The sequence below is a fragment of the Paraburkholderia sp. MM5482-R2 genome, assembly GCF_050436125.1.
GTDB classification, from domain to species: Bacteria; Pseudomonadota; Gammaproteobacteria; order Burkholderiales; family Burkholderiaceae; genus Paraburkholderia; species Paraburkholderia tuberum.
On the sequence record NZ_JBNDLP010000002.1, the window covers coordinates 1,718,413 to 1,740,221 of the forward strand.

Consider the following 21,809-nt stretch of genomic DNA (forward strand, 5'->3'; position numbering starts at 1 on the left):
AGCCGACGATGAACGCTTCACGAATCTTTATCGAGCGACCCATTGCGACCGCGCTGTTGATGATCGCGTTGTTTCTGGCCGGGGTGCTGGGATACATCCTGCTGCCTGTTTCGGCGCTACCGGAAATCGACTATCCGACGATCCAGGTCTACACGCAGTATCCCGGCGCAAGCCCGGATGTGGTCAGTTCGTCCATCACCTCGCCGCTCGAAAGACAGCTCGGCCAGATGTCGGGGCTGAAGGCGATGAACTCGACGAGTTCGAACGGCACATCGGTGATCACGTTGCAGTTCGATCTGTCGTTCTCGCTCGACGTCGCCGAGCAGGAAGTGCAGGCCGCGATCAATGCGTCGTCGAGCTTTCTGCCGGCGAATCTGCCGTATCCGCCTGTCTACAGCAAGGTCAACCCTGCCGACCCCCCGGTGCTCACGCTGTCGCTGACATCCGACGTGCTGCCGCTGACGAAGATCGAGGATCTGGCCGATACCCGGCTTGCGCAGAAGATCTCGCAGATTTCAGGCGTGGGCCTGGTCACGATCAGCGGCGGTCAGCGGCCGGCCGTGCGGGTGCAGACCGATACCGGCGCGCTCAACGCACTCGGCATGTCGATCGACGACGTGCGCACCGCGCTCGGCAGTGCCAACGTTGACCAGGCGAAGGGCAGTCTCGACGGAAAATACCAGTCGTATTCGATCGGTGCGAACGACCAGCTGCAATCGGCGGCGGACTATCGCGACCTGATCATCGCGTACCGGCAAGGCGCACCGGTTCGGCTGGCGCAGATCGCCAGGTCGATCGACAGCGCCGAGAATTTGCAACAGGCGGCGTGGACCAACAGCACGCCGTCTATCGTGCTGAACATCCAGCGGCAGCCGGGCGCCAACGTGATCGATGTGGTCGATAGCGTGCAGAAGCTGTTGCCGCAACTGCGGGCGAGCTTGCCCGCATCGGTGAAGGTCGCCGTGCTGACGGATCGCACGAAGACGATCCGCGCGTCGGTTGCCGACGTCGAAACGGAGCTGGCAATCGCCGTGGCGCTCGTCGTGATGGTGATCTTCGTATTCCTGCGCAATGTGCCCGCTACCGTGATTCCCGCAGTCACCGTGCCGCTTTCGCTCGTTGGCACGCTCGCGGTCGCGTACGGGCTCGGCTTTTCGCTGAATAACCTCACGTTGATGTCGCTGACTGTCGCGACAGGCTTTGTCGTCGACGACGCGATCGTAATGATCGAGAACATTACACGCTACATCGAGGCTGGGGAAACGCCCCTGAGGGCCGCGATCAAGGGTGCGAAGGAGATCGGCTTTACGATCGTCTCGTTGTCCGTGTCGCTGATTGCGGTGATGATCCCGTTGCTGTTCATGGGCGACGTGGTCGGGCGCCTGTTCCGCGAGTTCGCGCTGACGCTGTCGGTCGCGATCGTCCTGTCGGCGTTGGTGTCGCTGACGCTTACGCCGATGATGTGCTCGCGCATGTTAAAAGCGCAGCCACACTCGCATCGGGTCGATTTCTTCGACCGGCTCAACAGCAGGTACATACGCGGTCTCGACTGGGTATTGTCGCATCGGCGCCTGACGATCGCATCGGTGGTGTTGACGGCCACGCTGACGTTCGTCGTGCTGATGCTGATGCCGAAGGGCTTCTTTCCCGAGCAGGACACAGGTCTGATCGAAGGTGTCGTGCAGGCCGCGCCGACCATTTCGTTCCAGCGCATGATCGGCCAACAGCAGCAGGTCGTCGACCGGGTCGCACGCGATCCGGCAGTCGCAAGTCTCTCGTCGTTTGTCGGCATCGACCAGACGAGACCGACGATCAATCAGGGCACCCTGTTGATCAATCTGAAGGACAAGGGCGAGCGAGCGCGCATCGACGAGGTGATTCGCCGCCTGACCCATGACACCGCAGACGTCGCGGGCGTGCGCCTGTTTCTGCATCCGGTGCAGGATCTGACGCTCGACGACACCGTCTCGACGACGAGCTACCGTCTCGGCGTACAGTCGACCGATCCGGCGCTGCTCACTCGCTGGACTGGCGAGCTGGTTGGCGCGTTGCGCGGCGATCCGGCGTTTGCCGACGTGCAGAGCGAGGCGATGCAGTCAGGCAATCAGGTGCAACTCACGTTCGACCGCGATACCGCGTCGCGCCTTGGCATCACCCCGCAGGCGATCGACGATGTGCTGTACGACGCGTTTGGTCAGCGCCAGGTGTCGACGATCTACACGCAGTTGAACCAGTATCACGTGGTGCTGGTCGCGAGAAACAACGCCGACGACCTTGCGCATCTGCTTTCAGGACTCTATGTAAATACGTCGTCGGGCAGCCTCGCGCCGCTCGCGTCGATGGCGACGATGAAGGTGATGCCCGCGCCGTTGCGGATTGATCGCAAGGGCCAGTTCCCGTATGCGGACGTGTCGTTCAATCTCGCTCCCGGATACAGCCTCGGCACGGCGATCGCCCGTCTTGAGCGGGTCAAGGAGCAGATAGGGTTGCCGCAGTCCGTCCAGGTGTCGCTGGAAGGATCGGCCGCGACCTTTCAGTCGTCGCTGGCGAGTGAAGGGTACCTGGTCGCCGCTGCCGTGATTGTGGTCTATCTGATGCTCGGCATCCTGTACGAGAGCTTCATTCATCCCGTCACGATCCTGTCCACGCTCCCTTCGGCGGCGCTTGGCGCGCTGCTGGCGCTGCTGATGACCGGAACCCAGTTCGACATCATGGGCCTGATCGGAATCGTGCTGCTGATCGGCATCGTGATGAAAAACGCGATCATGATGATCGACTTCGCGCTGGACGGGCAGCGCAACCACGGCCTGTCCGCACACGATGCGATCCGGCGTGCGGCTGAACAGCGCTTCCGTCCGATCCTGATGACGACGATGGCGTCGCTGTTCGGCGCACTGCCGCTCGCGTTCGGCTCCGGCATGGGCTCCGAGTTGAGGCATCCACTTGGCATCGCGATTATCGGCGGCCTGTGCGTCAGCCAGTTGCTGACCTTGTTCTCGACGCCGGTGATCTATCTGGCGATGCATCGTCTGGAAAGACGCTTTGCCGCGGACGAGCCGATCGTAACGGAGTATGTGCAATGAACCTGTCTGGCCCATTCGTCAGGCGGCCCATCGCGACGACGTTGCTGGCTGTCGCCCTTGCTCTGTTCGGTATCCTGGCATTCAGGCTGCTGCCGGTTGCGCCGCTGCCCGAAATCGACTTTCCTACGATCCTGGTGCAGGGGCAACTGCCCGGCGCCGATCCGACGACGGTGGCCACCTCGGTCACGACGCCGCTCGAGCGGCAGTTCGGCCATATTGCGGGCCTGGCCCAGATGACGTCGGTCAGCTCGCGCGGGCAAACGCAGATCACGTTGCAGTTCGACCTAAGCAGGAATATCGACGGCGCGGCACGCGACGTGCAGGCCGCGATCAACGCGGCGAAAACCAACCTGTCGCCCAACATGGACGGCAGCCCGACGTATCGCAAGGTCAATCCCGCGGATTCGCCCATCCTCGTGATCAGTCTGACCTCCGACACGGCCACGCCAGCCCAGCTTTACGACGCGGCGTCGACGGTGCTGCAACAGAAGCTGATGCAGACAACCGGCGTGGGCAACGTGGTGGTGGGCGGCGCCGCGCTGCCGGCGGTGCGGGTCGAACTGAATCCAGATCGGGTGAGCCACTACGGCATCAGTCTGGAGCAGATCCGCAGCACGATCGGGAATGCGAATGTCGATTTGCCCAAGGGATCGATGTCGGCGAGCGGGCAGAACTATTCGATCGGCGCGAACGACATGCTGTATTCGCCCGCCGACTACGGACGGCTGATCGTCAGGCAGAACAACGGCAACATCGTGCGTGTGTCGGACCTCGGCTATGTACGTCAGGATGTCGAGCAGCTTGAGAACTACGGCCTGTCGAACGGCAAGCCGGCCGTGTTGCTGGTCCTCTATAAGGAACCGGGCGCGAACGTGATCGACGCCGTCGACAACGTGAAGGCCGAACTGCCGGCGCTCGAGGCGGCGATCCCGTCGACCATCAAGCTGGCGATTTCGGTTGACCGTACGAAGACGATCCGTGGCTCGCTGCTCGACGTCGAAATGACGCTGCTGATATCGATCGTGCTCGTGACGGCCGTCACGTTCGCGTTCTTCCGCAGCTGGCGCGCGACGCTCATTCCGGCGATCGTCGTACCGCTGTCGCTGCTGGGTACGTTCGGGGTCATGTACGTCCTTGGCTACAGCTTGAACAACCTCTCGCTGATGGCCTTGACCATTTCGACCGGTTTCGTGGTCGACGATGCAATCGTCGTCGTCGAAAACATCATGCGGCATCTGGCGCGCGGCAAGAAGCCCATCGAGGCGGCACTCGCAGGGGCGCAGGAAGTGGGCTTCACGGTGTTTTCGATCAGCGTTTCGCTGATCGCGGTATTCGTCCCGCTGCTGTTCATGGGTGGCCTGATGGGCCGGCTGCTGCGTGAGTTCTCGGTGTCGCTCTCCGTTGCGATCCTGATGTCGATGCTGATTTCGCTCACGGTCACGCCGATGCTGACGAGCATTTTCCTGCGCGCAGGACCGCAAGCCGGGAACGGCGACGAGCATCACGAGAGCGGATTTTCTCGCCTGTACGGCACGTCGTTGCGCTGGGTCATCCGGCATCCGCTATTGATGGGTGGCGTGACGGTGCTGGTGTTCGTGCTGAACCTCTGGCTGTTCACCGTGGTTCCGAAAGGCTTCTTCCCGGAGGAAGACACGGGGCTGCTGCTTGGCACGCTGCAGGCGTCGCAAAGCATCTCCTGGCACGAGATGCAGCATCAGTTCCAGATGGTCAACAAGGCGGTGCAGGAGAATCCGAACGTCGCGTTCGTGGGTGGCTTCGTGGGGGGAGCGAACGCGCTTAACAACGCACTGCTGTTCGTCACGCTCAAGCCCCTGGGTGAGCGTCGCGCGACGGCCGATCAGGTGATCGCTCAGGTGCGCCGACGGCTTGCCGATATGCCGGGGACACAGCTCTATCTGCAGTCGTTGCAGGACCTCGCGGCCGGTGGCCGACAGAGCGCCGCGCAGTACCAGTACACCCTGACCGCGGACGACCAGGCGACACTCGATCAATGGGTGCCGAAGTTAGTCGCGCAGATGCACAAGATGCCGGCGCTGGCCGACATCAACACCGACCAGCAGGACAAGAGCATGCAGGTCGGCATCGAGGTCGACCGCGACTCCGCCGCGCGAATGGGCGTGAGCTTCAAAGATATCGACGAGGCGCTTTATGACGCGTTCGGCGAACGGCAGGTCTCGGCCATCTACGGGAACGCGAATCAATATCACGTCGTGATGGAGGTGGCACCCGAGTACTGGACAAGTCCTTCGGTACTGAAGGACATCCATGTTCCGGCGAGTCCGGCGCTCGCCACGAGCGGCGCGTCGACGACCGCCGCCGGGGGGGCGACCGGCGCAAGCGCCGCTACGCCGTCGGCCGCGGCCCAGGCGAACGGTTCAGCGCTGGTGTCGCTCGCCGCGATGGCCCGGTTCTCGACCGACCCCAGCGCCATTTCGATCAATCACCAGGCTACGTTCCCCGCCATTACCGTATCGTTCAACCTGCGCCCCGGTGCATCGATCGGACCCGTGACGCAGCAGATCAGTCAGGCCGTCGCTGCGCTCAGAATGCCGGCGAGTATCTCCGGCGCGTTCGCCGGCACGGCAGCAGCGTTTCGTGAGTCGATGGCGAGCGAGCCGCTGCTGATCCTCGCCGCGCTGTTGTCGGTGTACGTCGTGCTCGGCATGCTGTACGAGAACCTGGTTCATCCTTTGACGATTCTCTCGACGCTGCCTTCTGCGGGCGTCGGCGCTTTGATCGCGCTGCTGCTCACTCACACGGAGCTGTCGATCATCGCGTTGATCGGCGTGCTGATGCTGATCGGCATCGTGAAGAAGAACGCGATCATGATGATCGACTTCGCGATTGCCGAAGGGCGTCAGCATGCACTGCCGCCGGAGGAGGCGATCGTGCGCGCGGGCCTGATCCGCTTCCGTCCGATCATGATGACGACGGTCGCCGCAATTTTCGGCGCGCTGCCGCTCGTGCTGGGGTCAGGCTACGGATCCGAATTCCGCAAGCCGCTCGGTATCTCGATCATCGGCGGTCTGGTGTTCAGCCAGGTCATCACGCTCTATACCACCCCTGTCATCTATCTCTGGCTCGATCGGGCGTCGCGGCGGTTGCGGCGCCGAAGGAAACACGCATGAAATCGCCCATCGGATACCTGTCGGCCGTGTCGGTCGGCATGCGCTGCTGCGCCTGCGCGCTCGGCGCCACGCTTTGGCTTTCGGGCTGCGCGGTCGGCCCGGACTATCACCAGCCGGCCGTAGCGATTCCAACGCAGTTCAAGGAAGCGGGCACACAGTGGCGACTTGCGGCGCCCAATCCGCAGGCTTCGCTCTCAACCCGGTGGTGGGACGCGTACGACGATCCCGAGCTGTCCCGGCTCGTCGACGCAGCGCTGCAGTCGAATCAGTCGATTGCAGGCGCGGCGGCCGCCTATCGGCTCGCGCAGGCCACCGTCGCTGCAGACCGGGCGAGCCTGTTTCCGACGCTCGGTGTCGACGCGTCGGCCTCGCACAGCTCGAGCACGACGACGGAATACGCGAAGGCCTACGCGAGTTGGGAAGTCGATCTGTGGGGCGCCGTGCGCCGGCAGATCGAGTCCGGCAAGGCGAACGCGCAGAGCGCGGATGCGACGCTTGCCGGCGAGCGCTTGTCGATTGCCGCGACGCTGGCGACCGACTATTTCGACATCCGCCAGCTCGATATCGACATCGACCTGTTGCAGCAGCAGGAGGCGGTCAACGGGCGGATTCTCGCGATCACGCGCTCAGCGCTGGCACAGGGGACCGCGTCGCAAGTCGATCTGCTGTATGCTCAGGACACGCAGGAGGCGGTTGTCGCGAACCTGCAAATTTCACAGACCTCGCGCGAGCAGGACGAGCACGCAATCGCGGCGCTCACGGGTGTGCCGCCGGCTTCGTTGTCGATTGCACCGCGGCTCGACTATGTGTTTCGCGAGCCCGAGGTGCCATCCGTGCTGCCGTCTGCGTTGCTGGAAAGACGGCCTGACGTGGTCAGCGCGGAACGCACCGCTGCTGCTGCGAACGCGCTCATCGGGGTAGAGAAGGCCGCATTCTTTCCGGACCTCGATCTATCGGCACAGGGTCTCGTGCAACACAACACCTTCGCGACGCTGTTCTCATTGCCGACCCGGATGTGGTCGCTCGGTCCCTCACTTGCCGCCACGCTGTTTGACGGTGGTGCCCGCGTGGCCGCCGTGCACAAGGCGCAGGCGACCTATGACGAAGACGTCGCATCTTATCGCGAAGCCGTGCTCACGGCGTTCCAGAACGTGGAAGACAGCCTGTCGTCGCTGAACCATCTGCGCCAGCAGGAGCACGCGTTTGCCGACATTTACCAGCGCAACCGGCAATTGCTGGAGAGCGTCGCCGCGCAACTGACGGCCGGAACCGCGAGCGAGCAGTCCGATTTGACTCAGCAAGTGACGCTACTCACGGCCAGACAGAACCTGAACGACACGCAGGGGGCACTGGCGAAAAGCGGCGTTGGGCTGGTGAAGAACCTCGGCGGCGGCTGGATGTCGTCGAAGAGCCAGGCCCCGATCTCATGATGGCGGGCGCGCCGTTGTGACGTCGTCTGCCGATCTGCGCGGTCCAGAGTCCGGTAGCGCCCACGACCGTTTTTCAAAGTCCGCGTCTCGAACCGCGTGCAAGGCCCCGTTACGTCCACTTGTGCGGTATCGCTTCCCCGCGACGTGGCTTGACATGACATGCAACACATTTCCAACAACATGTAGCGCACAGGTTCCCTACATTGGCGGCTGTGTCATGCGGGGTTCGCCAGTGGGGTGAATCCATCACATGGAGAGTGTGCAGTGAAATTTAAAATCGTTCTCGTGTCTGCTGCCAGTGCGGCAATTTCTATGGCTGTCGGCAAGGCGCCTGCTGGGTCCCTGGCGATTGATATCAGCGTGGGCGTTGCGGTTCGCCGGACAACCATCGATAGATGGGCTTGAACATGCATGACTATCGCTTTGTCGCCGCGGTTCTCAAGCGAAGCCGCGCACGACGGTGGCTGGGCGCGCTCGCCGTCATCGCCACTGAGTGCCTGCCTTACTCACCAGCGTTGGCGCAGTCGTCGCCGGACGATAGCGTGGGCATCAACGTGACCGCATTGCCCCACTATGAAGGCAGCAAGTCCTATCGTGTGCTGCCGTTGCCCATGCTGTCGCTGTTGAACGGGGCAATCTTCGTGCAGGGGCTCACGGGCGGCGTCGCCTACCCGTTGGGGCCGAGTGTTGCGGTGGGCCCGCTGATCGGCGTTCAACTGGGCCGCAACCAGGACTATGCGGCGGTGCTCAACGGCACCGGAGATATCGCAACGTCCTTCGACTTCGGTGCGTTCGCGCGCTGGCACTATTTGGATCGGTGGGCGCTGCTTACCACTTCTGAGCGCTTACTTCGCGCTGCATCATCGTGAGAGCACTATCAATGAACCAGAATCTGACATCGACTCGTATTGCGCCACTGCTTGTCTGCCTCGCTGTTGGGTTGGGCATGGCGGGGTGTGCGGTCACGCCGCCGAGTGCGCCTACCGTCATGGCGGTCCCAGCGAACGGCAAGACCCTCAACCAGTTCCAGCAGGACGACTATAGCTGCCGCACGTACGCGACGCAGGTCATGAATCCGGCGGCGGCCTCGCATCAGCCGGCAACCTCCGGACTTGCTGCTACCGCCGTCGGCACAGCTGGAGGCGCTGCGGCCGGGGCTCTGATCGGCGCCGGGGCAGGCAACGCCGGTGCCGGCGCCGCAATCGGTGCGGGTGCCGGACTGCTGCTCGGCAGCATGACGGGCTCGGCGCAGCACAATCAGACCGAAGCGTCGTTGCAGCAGCAATACGACAACGCGTACGCGCAATGCATCACGGCGAAGGGAGATACGATCGAAACACCTCGTTCGGCAGCGATCGTCGTGCCCGTACGCCCCGTGCCGCCCCGCGCCGTAATCTATGGCGCGCCCCCACCTTACTACTACGCGCCGTACTGATTTCGCTCGTATGGTCGTGTCATGGCTTGACCTGGAATTCTGCCGGCTGGAAATCCTGGGTCGAGCTTTGTCCCCTGGCTATTCCGTGCACGTCATTCATTTTCTTAAAGGAGTCTTTGATGAAACGTTTATTCATTATTCTGGCTGCAACGTTCGCTGTGTCGTCTGCGTTCGCGCAGAGCAGCATGCAGCAGATGTTGGAAGCGCGCTTTACTGCCGCGAATGCAACTCATGACGGCAAGCTCACGAAAGAACAGGCGGAGGCAGGTATGCCGCGCGTCGCAGCCCATTTCGATGAGATCGATACTACGCATCAAGGGTACGTGACGCTTGAGCAGATCGAGCAGTTCGCTGCGCAGCATCGGCAGTAAGCGCTTGCAAGGCAAGCTTCAATACCCTCGGGTGGTTTAACCGTGTATTGAATATGTCCCATCGGGTCGCCTCATCACGTCGAATGATGGGGCTGCTGCGCGCTCCGGTTACCCGACGCTAGCAACCCGCCATGGGCAAGTCGATAGCTGGAAGTCCTGCGGGCCTGGCGCACCGAAATCAATCCGAGCGTGCTCGTCGCGCCCGGCGCTCCAGTGAAGGGCGACCTGGACAGGGAGACCAACACCGCGAATCTTGGCCCCCCAAATGCGGATTACGGTCTGGGACACGAGCGGCGCGGCGTCCCCAGCGGTAACGCCTGAACGCATCCCTAATGCCAGTCGCTGAGCCTCAATCGAAAGGAGTTGAATTAATGCTTAATGCGCGTGTTCTTTGTCGCTTTGCGCTTGCTGCCGGTTTTTGCATGAGTGCCGCGGTGCTTAGCGGCTGTGTAGTCGTTCCGGTGGGTCGTCCAATAATGGCCCGGCCACTGGTTGTAGTCCCTCGACCGCCACTGATCGTCGCTCCCGCGTACTATTGACCTGAGTCTATTCGTGTCCGCCCCGTGGGCGGGCGGGATGCATAGCGGCCGCTTTGCATCCTGTCCGAAGCTCGCCGCAGGGACGATGCGCAACTGCGTCCAGTTCACGGATAGCGACCAGGATATAACGGCCGCTCAAAAATCGTGTATATCCGAGTGAGTCAGTGAGCCGGCGCTCGACTTATCTTCGATTACCCTTGCCATGGCGTTCGCGGTGGTCACCACTTGGCCGCTGCTACCGTATAGTAGTTTGGCGACTGGTCGCGCTCGAAGCAATAAGCGCATATACAGCAGTATGAGGGCAACAAGAGACCTCAGTTATGCGAATGGTGAGTCGATGTGCCGGCAGAATGCTCTTCGAGGTCCGGCACGAAGATGTATCCGCACCCGCGAACGGTCTGGATGAATCGTGGTGTCGACGGGTCAGTTTCCACGATGCGGCGCAGACGATAGATCTGAACGTCGATGCCGCGATCGGCGGACTCGGATTCCGCGCCATGAAGTGACTTGAGCAGACGCCGGCGGGTGAGTGTGCACATGGGAGAATTAACGAAAATCTGCAGCAGCGCAAACTCACTGGCAGATAAGGTAAGAGACGTCTCTCCGCTATTCAGAGTGCGCGACTGAAAGTCCAGCGTGAACGCGCCGAATGTGTAAGGTTGCCGTCGTTGGGGAATGCCCGCATCGGGTACGGCGCGCTGGCGCCGCAGCACGGACTGAATCCGTGCTACCAGCTCACGCGGGTTAAACGGTTTGCGGAGATAGTCATCGGCACCCAATTCAAGGCCAGCGATGCGGTCCTCTTCGTTGGCGCGGGCGGTGAGCATCAAGACTGGAATGTCGTCGCCTGATGCGCGCAACCTACGTAGTGCCGTCAAGCCGTCGACGCCCGGCATCATAAGATCGAGCACTATCAGGTCTGGGCGTTCGTGTTTGAGCCGGTGTTCGAGCGAACGCGCATCATGTAGCACTGACACGTCGAAACCCCACCTTACCAGGTAGCGGCGAGTCGCATCACACAATTCGGCGTCGTCGTCGATTAGAAGAATCTGAGCTGACATAGGAAGAGAATAACGCTCACAAACGAGTGATGACCGGGGCCGCGACTAACCGCAATGCGAGCGCACCGCAGAAGCTGCAGCACACGATCGATCGAAGAAATGTAGGCGAATTTCATAACGCCAGGTGTTAGCAAATCATGTCAGGAAATGTCATCGACGGGGCCTGTTTTTCTGTCCGCAAACGCACGGGTGCACTCGCTTTTTCGCTGACCACGAGCGACAGCTGTAATATGAGCAGTCAGGATGGCATGCCCGGTACATACGGGTGGCGCCGGGCGGTCGTGGGCTTTCGCCAGTCAGTGTTGTGGCCAGCACAATCGATGACATCTTTTGACATACCTTTCCAACACATCCAGTGCGGAGATCCTTGTATATTCCGTTCGTCGAACCATACGGAACTTCCTGTGGCATGCAGATGCATGCGAAGGTGTTAGCGGGTTGCAAGTCCGTTTTCTTGCCAAAGGAGGCATTGGATGTCGCTACCGGAGCTGCATGCCGCACTGGCACTGTCCGAGGTGCAACGTATCGCCGCAGACATCAAGCGGATTGGTAAGCAGTGCAGGCGCAACTGCAGGCCGGCAGGCCGCCCGGCGCAGCCCGCTTCGACGAGATTGTCGCCGCCCACCGAGGCACGTGACGGCTGTAGCAAAGCTAAGCGGTTCGCCGCGTAGCATCGGAAACAGGAACTAAAAGACAGGCGTTATTAGAGGTATCTGCTTAATCATATGTCAGATGATCTGCCAACCGGTCGCATCATCGTGCTGGACGACGATGTTGAAATCCGCAATATGCTGCAACGCTTTCTGACGGCACAAGGTTTCTCGGTGCGCGCGGTGAAGACAGGCATTGAGTTGGACGTCTTGATCGAGCGCTACCCGTTCGACCTGTTGATTCTCGATATCATGATGCCAGGCGAAGACGGCCTGTCCATCTGCCGTCGGTTGCGTGCTCGGAGAGAGACAATCCCCATCCTCATGCTAACAGCGCGTGGCGATCCCGCGGACAAGGTCGTAGGTTTGGAGATTGGCGCCGACGACTATCTCGCGAAACCGTTTCTGCCGAGCGAGCTGATAGCGCGGGTTCGGGCGATGTTACGTCGGCAGCAGTTTCAGGTGCGCCTGCAAAACGTGCGGGGTGAGATGCTGCTCGCAGGCGAGTCGCAATGCTTGCGGTTCGGCGCCTTCAGGCTGGACGTTCGGCGTAGAGAATTGATGTCGGACGAAGCGGGCATCGTCGAACTCGGCGCAGCTGAAATGCGTCTCCTGTGTGCGCTTGCGGAGACGCCAAACCGTCCCGTAAGCCGTGCAAATCTGATAGAGCGCGCGCGCGGGTCGCAATATGAGGCGAGCGCCCGCAGCGTTGACGTGCAAGTTCTTCGCTTACGACAGGTGATTGAGACAGAGGCAAGCTCGCCCCGACATATCCGCACGGTGTGGGGCCTCGGCTACATGCTGGTTGCAACCTCAAACTAAAGCGTCACCTGTTGGACGCTCGACAGTGACATTCAAGCCGCTTCCTCTGCTTTCCGTGTACACCGCGCGCAACGCCGTGGCTACAGCGTTCATCGGGGTCTCTTGCGCTGCAACTCCCGCAACTCGTGTGGCTCCCGACAAAGCGTCGAGCGTGCCGCGGCTGCTCGGGTAAAACAACGAGGCAGGGTAGTTTCCGTCATCGCTTGCGCGACCGTTCGGCTATTTCAGGCCCTGTCCAGCGCCTTGATCGCAAGCGCAGCGCCAGCCGCGCGCGTCTCGACGTGCAGCTTACGGAACAGATGTTCGAGGTGCTTGTTCACCGTGCGCGGCGCCATGCCGAGAATGTCGCCGATATCGCGGTTCGGCGCCAGTTTTGCGCATCAGGTCAGGACTGCCCGTCGCAAGCCGGGCAGCACATGGCCCGCGAAAACAGAGATCCCTGAGCTGGCGAATGTGAAGCACGTGTTCGTCAAGGCCTGCGCGCGCGAACAACCGCGCTGAAAACAGCCATCAACCCACGCGTGAACGCGAGCGCCGGATGCGAGGGTTTCGCTTGCCCGAACGCACGCAGTCATCTGCTGAGCGCCTCGCTCTATCGCAAACAGCTCGCCGCGCGATTTGAAGCGTGGCGTCTCTTCACCGGCATTGCCCAAGCTCCGTCCACCGTGTTCTGAGACACGCCTATTGGTGGCGTTTTTTTACATCGCAGCTCTGCGCATTTATTTTGTCACTGTTTTCTCATTAACGGGATGGCGGGCGGAGAGACGCGCACGCTGGTTTCCGGCGATCTTCGCACACAGTGGTTTTTTTGCAGCTGCAATTGGTGCGGAAGCGCACATACCGGTTGCCGCGCCTCCATGAATCATGCTCCGCATATCGAGTCGCGTAAATGCTTTCAATTTAAAAATCAAAGAAGATAAAATGAAAGGAAACGCAATGAAGCGATATTTCCACGTAAGAAAAAGGAAAACAAAATGAAGGCGATGCTCCCGGGGCTGGACATCCTGCGGTTCCTGCTGGCCTGCTATCTGGTCGTCTTCCACACGCTCGTCATTTACCCCGAGGCGAGGGCGATGCCAATGGCCGACTTCTTCAAATTCGGCGGCTGCGCGACGAGTATCTTCTTTATTCTGTCAGGATTCATTCTATCGCACGTTTCGGTGGAAAAGAAAACTGGCGAAGCGATGAAGGTTTCGGCATCGAAGTTTTTTATCAACCGTTTTAGCAATATTTATCCCATTCACATCGTTACGTTAGCGCTGAGCATTGCATTAATGGCTGTGAATTCCCATCCCTTCGACACCGAACTGAGCAACCTCGATTCAGCAACGCCGATTGTGCACACCATGAGCGGTGTGGAAGTGGCGGTCAATGCGGTTTTACAGATCCTGTTATTGCAGGCCTGGAATCCCTTTTATCTGTCATTCAACATTCCGTCGTGGTCGTTGTCGACGCTGTTTTTTTTCTATTTATTGTTTCCGGCGCTCGCGCCACGCCTGCTGTCGATGCGCTGGAAGTCCACGATGCTGATGGCGATGTGGGGCGCCAGCCTGTTGCCGGCCGTGATCGTCGTTGCAGGCGGCTGGTATCAGGTGTGGCCGATCGGTGTGTTGCATACCAATCCGCTGGTGCGGCTTCCGGAGTTTCTGGCGGGCATTCTCGCTTACGGGATATTCGAGGCGAACGTCGAAAGCATTACCGGCATGATCGCGAGTTGCCGGTGGATCATATTCGCTGCTACAGGGGCACTTTTCATCGGCGCCACTTTTCTGTTTACGGCGGGAATGCGTTCGTGGGAAGTACTTCTTCACAACGGCGCGCTCTTGCCCGCGCAAGTCGCAGTGATTTTTGTTTGCGCGAGCGCACTGCAAAACGCGTCGCCGCGCGTGGCCGCCTGGACGAGACGGCTCGGCAACGCTTCGTTGTCGATCTTCGCGCTGCAATACCCGCTATTTATCGGCTTTCTCAAAGTGCAGAAGCTGCTTGGCATTCCGTATTCGCTGTTGTCATGCGTGCATCGACCGCATGTTTGCCGGGAGGCGGCAAGCCAGGTGCCCGTGCATTTTTCCGCCTATCCGGTCTATCTGGTCCTGGTGCTGGTGGCGTCGGTGCTGTTTCAGGAGCGGGTCGTGTTGCCGCTCAGGACCAGGCTGCGTCGCGTGCTGAAGAGTCGCTGGGACGCAGCGCGGCCCGCGCCGCTGCCAGCGACGTCGGTGCCGAAGACACAGTGAGACGCGCTGCCGGCCAGGTGCAGGCGTTTGCGCATCCCGGTCCCGCACTCGTCGATGTGATCACATCGAAGCATGAGCTTGCCATGCCTCCGAAGGTGGAACGTGCCCATGCGAAGGGATTCAGCCTTTATATGCTGCGTGCGATATTGAACGGACGCGGCGACGAGATCGTCGAGCTGGCTCGCACCGAGCTCAGATGCAAACGGGCGCTAGCCCAATTGCCGACGGCTCGGGCCCGCGTCCGTGATCCTCGTCAACGTGTTCGCCTCAGCGCGCCAGCAACGAAACCGTCGCGATGCCGAGAATCGTCATGATCAGCGAAGTGCTCAGGTGAATCGCCACTTCGCCCGCCGCCCAGCCGAACCGGCCGTCCTGCAGACGCTGCACGACCTCCGCGGAGAACGTCGAGAACGTCGACAGCCCGCCCATCAGACCGGTGATGACGAACAGCCGCCATTCCGGCGTGAGCTGGGGCACACGCGCGAAGCCCGCGACCGCCACGCCGATGAGGTAGCCGGCGATCACGTTGGCGGCGAGCGTGCCGAGCGGCAGATCGCTAAAGACCGGGTTAAGTCGAAAGCCGAGGAACCAGCGAAACAGCGAGCCGAGTGCGCCGCCAATCGCGACAGCGAGAAAAGACCAATACATGGAAGAGGATCGAAACCGGAATGTCGACAGACCGGTTGATGCGGGCGAGTTGATGCCGCGTCCGCATAACCGGGCGTAGCAGGCATCATCAGCCCCAAGGGCGGTTAATGGAGAATGCCATCTCCAGCCGCGAAGTCTAACATCGGCGCGCGCATTTGGGGACAGGCGCGTGATTCGCGCCTGTCCCGTTTCCCGCGAGCGCCGCCTTCGTTCACTCCGGCGTTGCCGAAATCTTGTGAATCGACAGATCGGCGCCGTTGTATTCCTCTTCCTGGTCGAGGCGCAGACCGACCGTCATGCGGATCACGCCGTACACGACCGTGCCGCCGAGCCCCGACACGACGATTCCGCCGAGCGTGCCGATGACCTGCGAGGCGAACGACACACCACCCAGCCCGCCGAGCGAATGGATGCCGAAGATCCCGGCCGCGATGCCGCCCCATGCGCCGCACAGCCCGTGCAGCGGCCACACGCCGAGCACGTCGTCGATGCGCCAGCGGTTCTGCACGCAGGTGAACATGTAGACGAACAGCACGCCGGCGATACCGCCCGTGACCAGCGCGCCGAGCGGATGCATGATGTCCGAGCCCGCGCACACCGCGACGAGCCCGGCGAGCGGGCCGTTGTACGTGAAGCCCGGGTCGTTGCGGCCCGCGAACCACGCGCTCAGCGTGCCGCCGACCATCGCCATCAGCGAATTGACCGCGACGAGGCCGCTGATCTTGTCGAGCGTCTGCGAGCTCATCACGTTGAAGCCGAACCAGCCGACCGTCAGCACCCATGCGCCGAGCGCGAGAAACGGAATGTTCGACGGCGGATGCGCGGCGATACCGCCGTCGCGGTGATAGCGACCGTGGCGCGCGCCGAGCAGCAGCACGGCCGGCAGCGCGACCCAGCCGCCGAACGCGTGCACCACCACCGAGCCCGCGAAGTCATGGAACGGCGCGCCGAAGGCCTGCGTGAGCCAGTCCTGGATGCCGAAGCGGCCATTCCACGCGATGCCTTCGAAGAACGGATAGATGAAACCGACCAGCACGAACGTCGCGAACAGCTGCGGATTGAACTTGGAGCGCTCGGCGATGCCACCCGACACGATCGCGGGGATCGCGGCGGCGAACGTCAGCAGGAAGAAAAAGCGCACGAGCGCATAGCCGTTGTGCTGGGCGAGCGTCGCCGCGCTGTCGAAAAACTGCACGCCGTATGCGATCGTGTAGCCGATGAAGAAGTACGCGATCGTCGAGACCGCAAAGTCCACCAGAATTTTGACCAGCGCATTCACCTGATTCTTCTTGCGCACGGTGCCAAGCTCCAGGAAGGCGAATCCCGCGTGCATCGCCAGCACCATGGCAGCGCCCATCAAAAGAAACTCGGTATCGGCGCCGTATTTCAGACTTTCCATCGATATGTCCCGCTTATGCCAAAAAAGTGCGCTATGTCAGCAAGAAGCGGGCCAAAGCGGGCCAAAGCTGTGCTGGTCGCGTCGACACGGTGCAATCGGGCACCGGGATGGGCATCCGGTGGGTTTTGAGCCATGCGCCGCCCGAGCGCGTCATGCACCTTAACAGAGAGGAATGGCACAAGAAAAGTGCATAAATCGACGCCCTTGCGCAGATTGACCCAGACGAGGGCGAACTATTCGATTTAAATTACATTTTCATTCGGCATCCTGACGCAGCGAGACGCTGGCCGGCGCGTCGATGCCCATTTCTGGCGCACTGTACGCGAACGGCAGAAGCTGCCGTCGACGCGTTCGTGCCCCTCTTTCTTTTCCCGCGCAAACGCCGACATAATGTGCCGACTCCGTCCACGATCCGCCGGCCAACCCCTCCCATGGGCACGCATGAGACTGACCACGAAAGGCCTGCTTCTGATCGCGATCCCGGCCGTTTTCGAACTCGCGCTGCTCACCGGTGTCGTGAAGGCCCAGACCGATGCGACGATGGCCGAGCGCTGGGCGATCCATAGCGAGAAGGTGTTGCGCCAGACCACGGAGATTCTCGATCCGGTGCTGGCCGAATCGGTCGCGCTGCGGGGCGCGGTGCTCGCCAACGACGCGCATTTCACCACCCCGATCGCGGTATGGATGGACGTCGACCGGCGCATCGACGAGCTCGCCGAACTCGTCGCGGACGATCCGGCGCAGGTTAAGCGCGTGGCCGAGGTGCGCCAGGCGGTGCAGACGTACCGCCAGTGGTCCGACCGGATCCAGGACATGCTGCACGCCGGGCGGACCGGCGAGATTCTCGCGCGCTTCCACGCTCTCGCCCAGGCCGACGTGCTCGATCATTTCCGTGTGGAGGTGAGCGCGTTCCAGGCCGAGGAGCGCCGTCTCGACAGCTCGCGCTCGAATGCCGTCGCCGCCGTGCGCGAACGGGAACAGACGCTGATCGTCGCGGCCGCGTTGGGCTCGCTGCTGTTCGTCGCGCTCGCCGTCTGGATGTTCACGCGCGGCGTGCGCGGCCGGCTCGCGCTACTGTCCGACAACGCGGGCCGGCTCGCCGGCAACGAGCCGCTCGCGCCGCTCGGCGCGGGTAGCGATGAAATCGCGCGGCTCGATCTGACCTTGCACGAGACGAGCCGCCGACTGCTCGAAGCCGAGCGCATCGAAGCTCGCTTTCACGCGGACCTCGAGCGGCGCGCCGCCGAGCTCGCGCGCAGCAACGAGACGCTGCGCCAGCAGACCCAGGAAAACGAAACGTTCATCTACAGCGTGTCGCACGACCTGCGCGCGCCGCTCGTGAACCTGCAGGGATTTTCCAGGGAGCTGATTCGCGCAAGCGACGAGATGCGCGACGCGGTGCGCAACTCGTCGCTCGCGATCAGCACGCGCGAGCGGATCGAGCGCCTCGTCGACGAGGACATCGGCGAGGCGCTGCACTATCTGCAGACCGCGGTGCTGCGCGCGTCACACATCATCGACGCGCTGCTGCGGCTGTCGCGGGTCGGGCGGGTCGAGTACCGGCGCCAGAATGTCGATGTGCGCGACATCGTGCAACGTGTCGTCGATGCGATGCAGGGCTCGATCCGTGCGCGGCGCGCGCGAGTGACGGTCGGCGAACTGCCCGCGGTATGGGGCGATCCGACCGCGCTCGAACAGATCTTCGCAAACCTGATTGGCAACGCGGTCAACTATCTGGACCCGGCGCGCGAGGGCAGCGTCGAAATCGGCACGACGCCTGCGCCGCCGGGCGTGCATTCGCTGCGGATCTTCTACGTGCGCGACAACGGCCTCGGTATCCCGGCGATCGCGCTGCCGCGCCTGTTCACCGCGTTCCAGCGGCTGCACGGCAATGCCGCGGCCGGCGAGGGCATCGGCCTCGCGCTCGTGCGGCGGATAGTCGAGCGACATGGCGGCCGCGTGTGGGCGGAATCGAAGGAGGGGGTAGGCACGACGTTCTATCTGTCGCTGCCAGAGGCGGGTGCCGCGGGCGCGAAACCGGCCGCGGCTGGCGCGGCTGCGCTCGCCGCGGCGGGTCCGGCTCCGGCGGCGCGCGGTGCGCGTCAGAGTGTGCCGGGCGCTGCGGGACCAGGCTTGGGCGCAGGCAGCGGGTCGTCCGCGCGTTCGATCGACGCGGTGCGAGGAATCAGCACGCGGTAGGGGGCGCTCGATCGTGCGGCGCGGATGGCGCTCGTCCGCGCATCAACCGGCGAAAATCCGCCGCGGCTTCAGCAGTCTTCTGCCGCGCACCGACCAGTAGCAACCGCATGCCAGCAGCACGGCGATGCCGGCGAACGTTTCGGCCGGTGTTGGCCGAATGCCGGCAAGACCCTCAACGGCAAACAGGCCGTGCGTGACACCCAGCAGCGCCGCCCACAGTGCACACGCGGCCTGCATCAGCAAACGGGTCCCTTTCATATGTCGAGCGCGGGTGTCGTGCGACCAGGTGGGCAGCCGGCGCGCGCAGAAAAAAACGATCGCCATCAGCATGATGACGAGGGTGACGATCCAGTCGATCAGTTTCATCGAAACAGCACTCCCCAAAAGCAGCCGCGACACTATACGGAGGTGTTTCGCCTGCAACTGTCGGAAGATTCTGAATTGTGGGGCGCTGTTGAGCGATGTCGAGGCGAGCGCCGCTGCAAGTCGACGCTCGTTGCTGCACGTGGTCTCGGGACTCGGTGGGCGATCCGCGTGCCGACTGTCGCGTGAATGCCCAGCGGTCTCAACTCGGCATGCAACGCTTCCGTGATGCCTTCGACGGCGAACTTCGTCGACGAATACACGCCAAAGCCCGCCGCGGCACGATAGCCGCCAATCGATGAAACATTGATCACGTGGCCCGAGCGGTTCGCGCGCATGGTCGGCAATACAGCGCGCGTCGGCTTCGCAATACTGCCGCGGCAACAGGCGCGCGCCGAAGACGATCGTTGAGGGAAGGGTCGCCTCTTGAATCGCGCGGACGTCAGCTCCATCAGGTTCGACAGAACCGCGACCAACTCGCCGGGGCGATCCGAAGCGGGCGCGCGGCGCAACGGCGGTATCATGGGCACGTCTTCGCATGTGCGAGCCGCTCGACGCGGCTCCTTCCAGATCATGATTTCATCTCTTTCCTCATCGTTATTGCACCGCGCGGCGGTCGTGGTCCTCGTGTTCGGCGCGCTGGCCGCGTGCCAGAAGAACGACGCGTCGGCCGGCCAGGCCGCGGGCAAGCTGAACGACGCCGCGCAGCTTGCCGGTCAGAAGCTCGATCAGGCCGCGAGCTACGTCGGCCAACAGGTCGACGCGACCAAGGACGCCGCGCAACAGAACCTCGACTCGGCCTCCGCGCCGTCGCTCAAGATCGACCCGGCCGCGCTCGCGTCGAGCGCGCAGGCCAACCTGCAGAACGCGGCGAGCGCGGCCAACGCGCAGCTCGGCAAGGCCGCGTCGATCACGGGCCAGGGCCTCGAAACGGCGGGGCGCAAGCTGCAGGCGTGGTCGGCGCAGAATGCGGGCGCGTCGGCTTCGTCGACTGCATCGACCGATTCCGCCGACGCGCAGAAGCAGATGGATAAATGACTCGCGCCGTTCGATCCGGTTTCGCCGTTTGACATTAGCGTTATATGTAATTACGATGGTTACACATTGTCGTTTCGGGACGGATCTGCTGTGAACACGAGTAGCCGGTTTGCCTTTGCCGTGCATGTGCTCGCGCTGTTGTCGCTACAGGGCGGCGTGCCGTTGTCGTCGGAGATGATCGCGGGCAGCGTGAACACCAATCCCGCGCTCATTCGCCGGCTTCTGAGCATGCTCTCCGACGCCGGCCTCACCACCTCGCAGATGGGCGCCGGTGGCGGCGCGTTGCTTGCGCGGCGGCCGGAACGGATCACGTTGCTCGAGGTCTATCGCGCGGTGGAAGACGCGCAGTTGTTCGCGTTGCATCGCGAGGAGCCAAATCCAGCGTGCATGGTGGGGCGCAATATCCAGAGCGTGTTGAGCGGGATCATCGACGAAGCGCAGCAGGCAATGGAAGCGGCGCTGGGCGCGCGCACGCTCGCCGACGCGACCGCCGACGTGGTCCGCTCGGAGAAGCAGCGCGAGCGCAAGCGCCGTGCTTGAGCGTGCCTTCGCGCGCAAGACGCGTCGGCGGTGAACGATAGAAGCGCAGTGTCGTAGGGCGCGGGTCGAACTATTCCGGCACGCGTGCCAAACAAAGGAACGGGGTGAGCGCCCCGCTTTTTTTCTCGTTATATGTAACTATAAAAGTTACATATAAGACAACCTGAGGAGTACGTTGATATGAGCAAGCAACTGAAGATCGCCCTGTTTGGCGCGACTGGCATGATCGGTTCGCGGATTGCCGCGGAAGCCGCGCGTCGCGGGCATCAGGTGACGGCGCTGGTGCGCGATCCGGCGCGCGTGCCGGCCGGCGTCGCGAATCTGCATGCGGCGCAGGCCGATCTGCTCGACGCCGCGAGCGTCGGCGCGGCGGTGCGCGGTCAGGACGTGGTCGCAAGCGCGTATGCGCCGCCGCAGGGCGATCTCGCCACCCTGACGCAAGCGACACGCGCGCTGGTCGAGGGGGTGCGCGCGGCGGGGCTGAAGCGCGTCGTCGTGGTAGGCGGCGCGGGCTCGCTCGAAGTCGCAGCGGGCAAACAACTGGTCGATACCGACGGCTTTCCGGACGCGTACAAGGGTATCGCACTCGCGCACCGCGACGCCTTCGAGTACTACCGCGGCGTGACCGATCTCGACTGGACGTTCTTCGCGCCGGCCGCGCTGATCGCGCCGGGCGAGCGCACCGGCAAGTTCCGCACGGGCGCGAACACGCTGATTGCGGACGCGGACGGCAACAGCCGCATTTCGGCCGAAGACTACGCGATTGCGTTCGTCGACGAACTGGAGCAGGGCCGCTTCATCCGCCAGATCGCGACGGTCGCGTACTGACGAGCGGCGGTTCGAATTCGCCG

17 protein-coding genes, 4 pseudogenes and 1 riboswitch are annotated in these 21,809 nt (G+C 62.5%); of the genes and pseudogenes, 15 read left to right on the top strand and 6 right to left on the bottom strand.

What is annotated here, in order from left to right; all coding sequences use genetic code 11:
• Positions 1-8: 8 nt before the first annotated feature.
• The 7 genes from OKW37_RS10800 (at position 9) to OKW37_RS10830 (ending at position 9,468) form a co-directional block, all read left to right on the top strand.
• Positions 9-3,083: an efflux RND transporter permease subunit gene (locus OKW37_RS10800; protein ID WP_429509816.1), complete on the top strand. Its 3,075-nt coding sequence runs from the start codon at positions 9-11 to the stop codon at positions 3,081-3,083.
• Positions 3,080-6,232 carry an efflux RND transporter permease subunit gene (locus OKW37_RS10805; RefSeq protein ID WP_429406555.1) on the top strand — a complete coding sequence of 1,051 codons (3,153 nt, stop codon included), beginning with the start codon at positions 3,080-3,082 and terminating at the stop codon, positions 6,230-6,232. The genes OKW37_RS10800 and OKW37_RS10805 overlap by 4 nt, the downstream gene beginning before the upstream one ends.
• Positions 6,229-7,662, top strand: coding sequence for an efflux transporter outer membrane subunit (locus tag OKW37_RS10810; protein WP_429406553.1), 1,434 nt, complete (start codon positions 6,229-6,231; stop codon positions 7,660-7,662). The genes OKW37_RS10805 and OKW37_RS10810 overlap by 4 nt, the downstream gene beginning before the upstream one ends.
• 264 nt (positions 7,663-7,926) lie before the next feature.
• Positions 7,927-8,067 carry a hypothetical protein gene (locus tag OKW37_RS10815; protein WP_429357009.1) on the top strand — a complete coding sequence of 47 codons (141 nt, stop codon included), beginning with the start codon at positions 7,927-7,929 and terminating at the stop codon, positions 8,065-8,067.
• A 2-nt stretch (positions 8,068-8,069) separates the two neighbouring features.
• Positions 8,070-8,531, top strand: coding sequence for a MipA/OmpV family protein (locus tag OKW37_RS10820; RefSeq protein ID WP_429408433.1), 462 nt, complete (start codon positions 8,070-8,072; stop codon positions 8,529-8,531).
• A gap of 119 nt (positions 8,532-8,650) precedes the next feature.
• Positions 8,651-9,097, top strand: a complete 447-nt coding sequence (locus tag OKW37_RS10825) for a glycine zipper domain-containing protein (RefSeq protein ID WP_184062022.1) — start codon at positions 8,651-8,653, stop codon at positions 9,095-9,097.
• 119 nt (positions 9,098-9,216) lie between these two features.
• Positions 9,217-9,468, top strand: a complete 252-nt coding sequence (locus OKW37_RS10830; protein WP_184062163.1) for an EF-hand domain-containing protein — start codon at positions 9,217-9,219, stop codon at positions 9,466-9,468.
• A gap of 853 nt (positions 9,469-10,321) precedes the next feature.
• On the opposite strand, the gene OKW37_RS10835 is transcribed toward OKW37_RS10830, so the two are convergent.
• Positions 10,322-11,068: a response regulator gene (locus OKW37_RS10835; protein WP_429406551.1), complete on the bottom strand. Its 747-nt coding sequence runs from the start codon at positions 11,066-11,068 to the stop codon at positions 10,322-10,324.
• Positions 11,069-11,793: 725 nt separating this feature from the next.
• Between OKW37_RS10835 and OKW37_RS10840 the strand changes: the two genes are divergently transcribed.
• Positions 11,794-12,540: a response regulator gene (locus tag OKW37_RS10840; RefSeq protein WP_429336224.1), complete on the top strand. Its 747-nt coding sequence runs from the start codon at positions 11,794-11,796 to the stop codon at positions 12,538-12,540.
• Positions 12,541-12,764: 224 nt separating this feature from the next.
• Here the strand turns inward: OKW37_RS10840 and OKW37_RS10845 are convergent.
• Positions 12,765-12,902: pseudogene (locus OKW37_RS10845) on the bottom strand (LuxR C-terminal-related transcriptional regulator); the annotation flags it as partial.
• A 119-nt stretch (positions 12,903-13,021) separates the two neighbouring features.
• Here OKW37_RS10845 and OKW37_RS10850 point away from each other — a divergent pair.
• From OKW37_RS10850 to OKW37_RS10860, 3 genes and pseudogenes are all read left to right on the top strand, one after another.
• Positions 13,022-13,111 (top strand): annotated as a pseudogene (locus OKW37_RS10850) (IS6 family transposase); the annotation flags it as partial.
• Between the two features lie 403 nt (positions 13,112-13,514).
• Positions 13,515-14,771, top strand: a complete 1,257-nt coding sequence (locus OKW37_RS10855; RefSeq protein WP_429406549.1) for an acyltransferase family protein — start codon at positions 13,515-13,517, stop codon at positions 14,769-14,771.
• A gap of 23 nt (positions 14,772-14,794) precedes the next feature.
• A pseudogene (locus OKW37_RS10860) lies at positions 14,795-14,968 on the top strand (ubiquinone-dependent pyruvate dehydrogenase); the annotation flags it as partial.
• Positions 14,969-15,038: 70 nt separating this feature from the next.
• On the opposite strand, the gene crcB reads toward OKW37_RS10860, so the two are convergent.
• Positions 15,039-15,419 (bottom strand): fluoride efflux transporter CrcB, encoded by a 381-nt coding sequence (gene crcB / locus OKW37_RS10865; RefSeq protein ID WP_090804083.1) that lies wholly within the window; start codon positions 15,417-15,419, stop codon positions 15,039-15,041.
• Positions 15,420-15,491: 72 nt separating this feature from the next.
• Positions 15,492-15,553, bottom strand: a riboswitch (Fluoride riboswitch).
• Positions 15,554-15,630: 77 nt separating this feature from the next.
• Positions 15,631-16,818, bottom strand: a complete 1,188-nt coding sequence (locus tag OKW37_RS10870) for an ammonium transporter (RefSeq protein ID WP_184066730.1) — start codon at positions 16,816-16,818, stop codon at positions 15,631-15,633.
• 441 nt (positions 16,819-17,259) lie between these two features.
• Between OKW37_RS10870 and OKW37_RS10875 the strand changes: the two genes are divergently transcribed.
• The gene (locus tag OKW37_RS10875) at positions 17,260-19,017 is read left to right on the top strand and encodes a sensor histidine kinase (RefSeq protein WP_429406546.1); all 1,758 of its coding nucleotides are present in this window, start codon (positions 17,260-17,262) and stop codon (positions 19,015-19,017) included.
• A gap of 42 nt (positions 19,018-19,059) precedes the next feature.
• Here the strand turns inward: OKW37_RS10875 and OKW37_RS10880 are convergent, their stop codons facing one another.
• Positions 19,060-19,383, bottom strand: coding sequence for a hypothetical protein (locus OKW37_RS10880; RefSeq protein WP_090804088.1), 324 nt, complete (start codon positions 19,381-19,383; stop codon positions 19,060-19,062).
• 173 nt (positions 19,384-19,556) lie between these two features.
• A pseudogene (locus OKW37_RS10885) lies at positions 19,557-19,739 on the bottom strand (SDR family NAD(P)-dependent oxidoreductase); the annotation flags it as partial.
• 214 nt (positions 19,740-19,953) lie between these two features.
• On the opposite strand from OKW37_RS10885, the gene OKW37_RS10890 reads away from it, so the two are divergent.
• From OKW37_RS10890 to OKW37_RS10900, 3 genes are all read left to right on the top strand, one after another.
• Positions 19,954-20,418, top strand: a complete 465-nt coding sequence (locus tag OKW37_RS10890) for a hypothetical protein (RefSeq protein WP_429408431.1) — start codon at positions 19,954-19,956, stop codon at positions 20,416-20,418.
• Between the two features lie 90 nt (positions 20,419-20,508).
• Positions 20,509-20,958: an Rrf2 family transcriptional regulator gene (locus tag OKW37_RS10895; protein WP_429406544.1), complete on the top strand. Its 450-nt coding sequence runs from the start codon at positions 20,509-20,511 to the stop codon at positions 20,956-20,958.
• Positions 20,959-21,138: 180 nt separating this feature from the next.
• Entirely contained in the window at positions 21,139-21,786 is a 648-nt protein-coding gene (locus tag OKW37_RS10900) for an NAD(P)-dependent oxidoreductase (RefSeq protein WP_184066739.1), read from the top strand.
• The last annotated feature ends 23 nt before the right edge of the window (positions 21,787-21,809 follow it).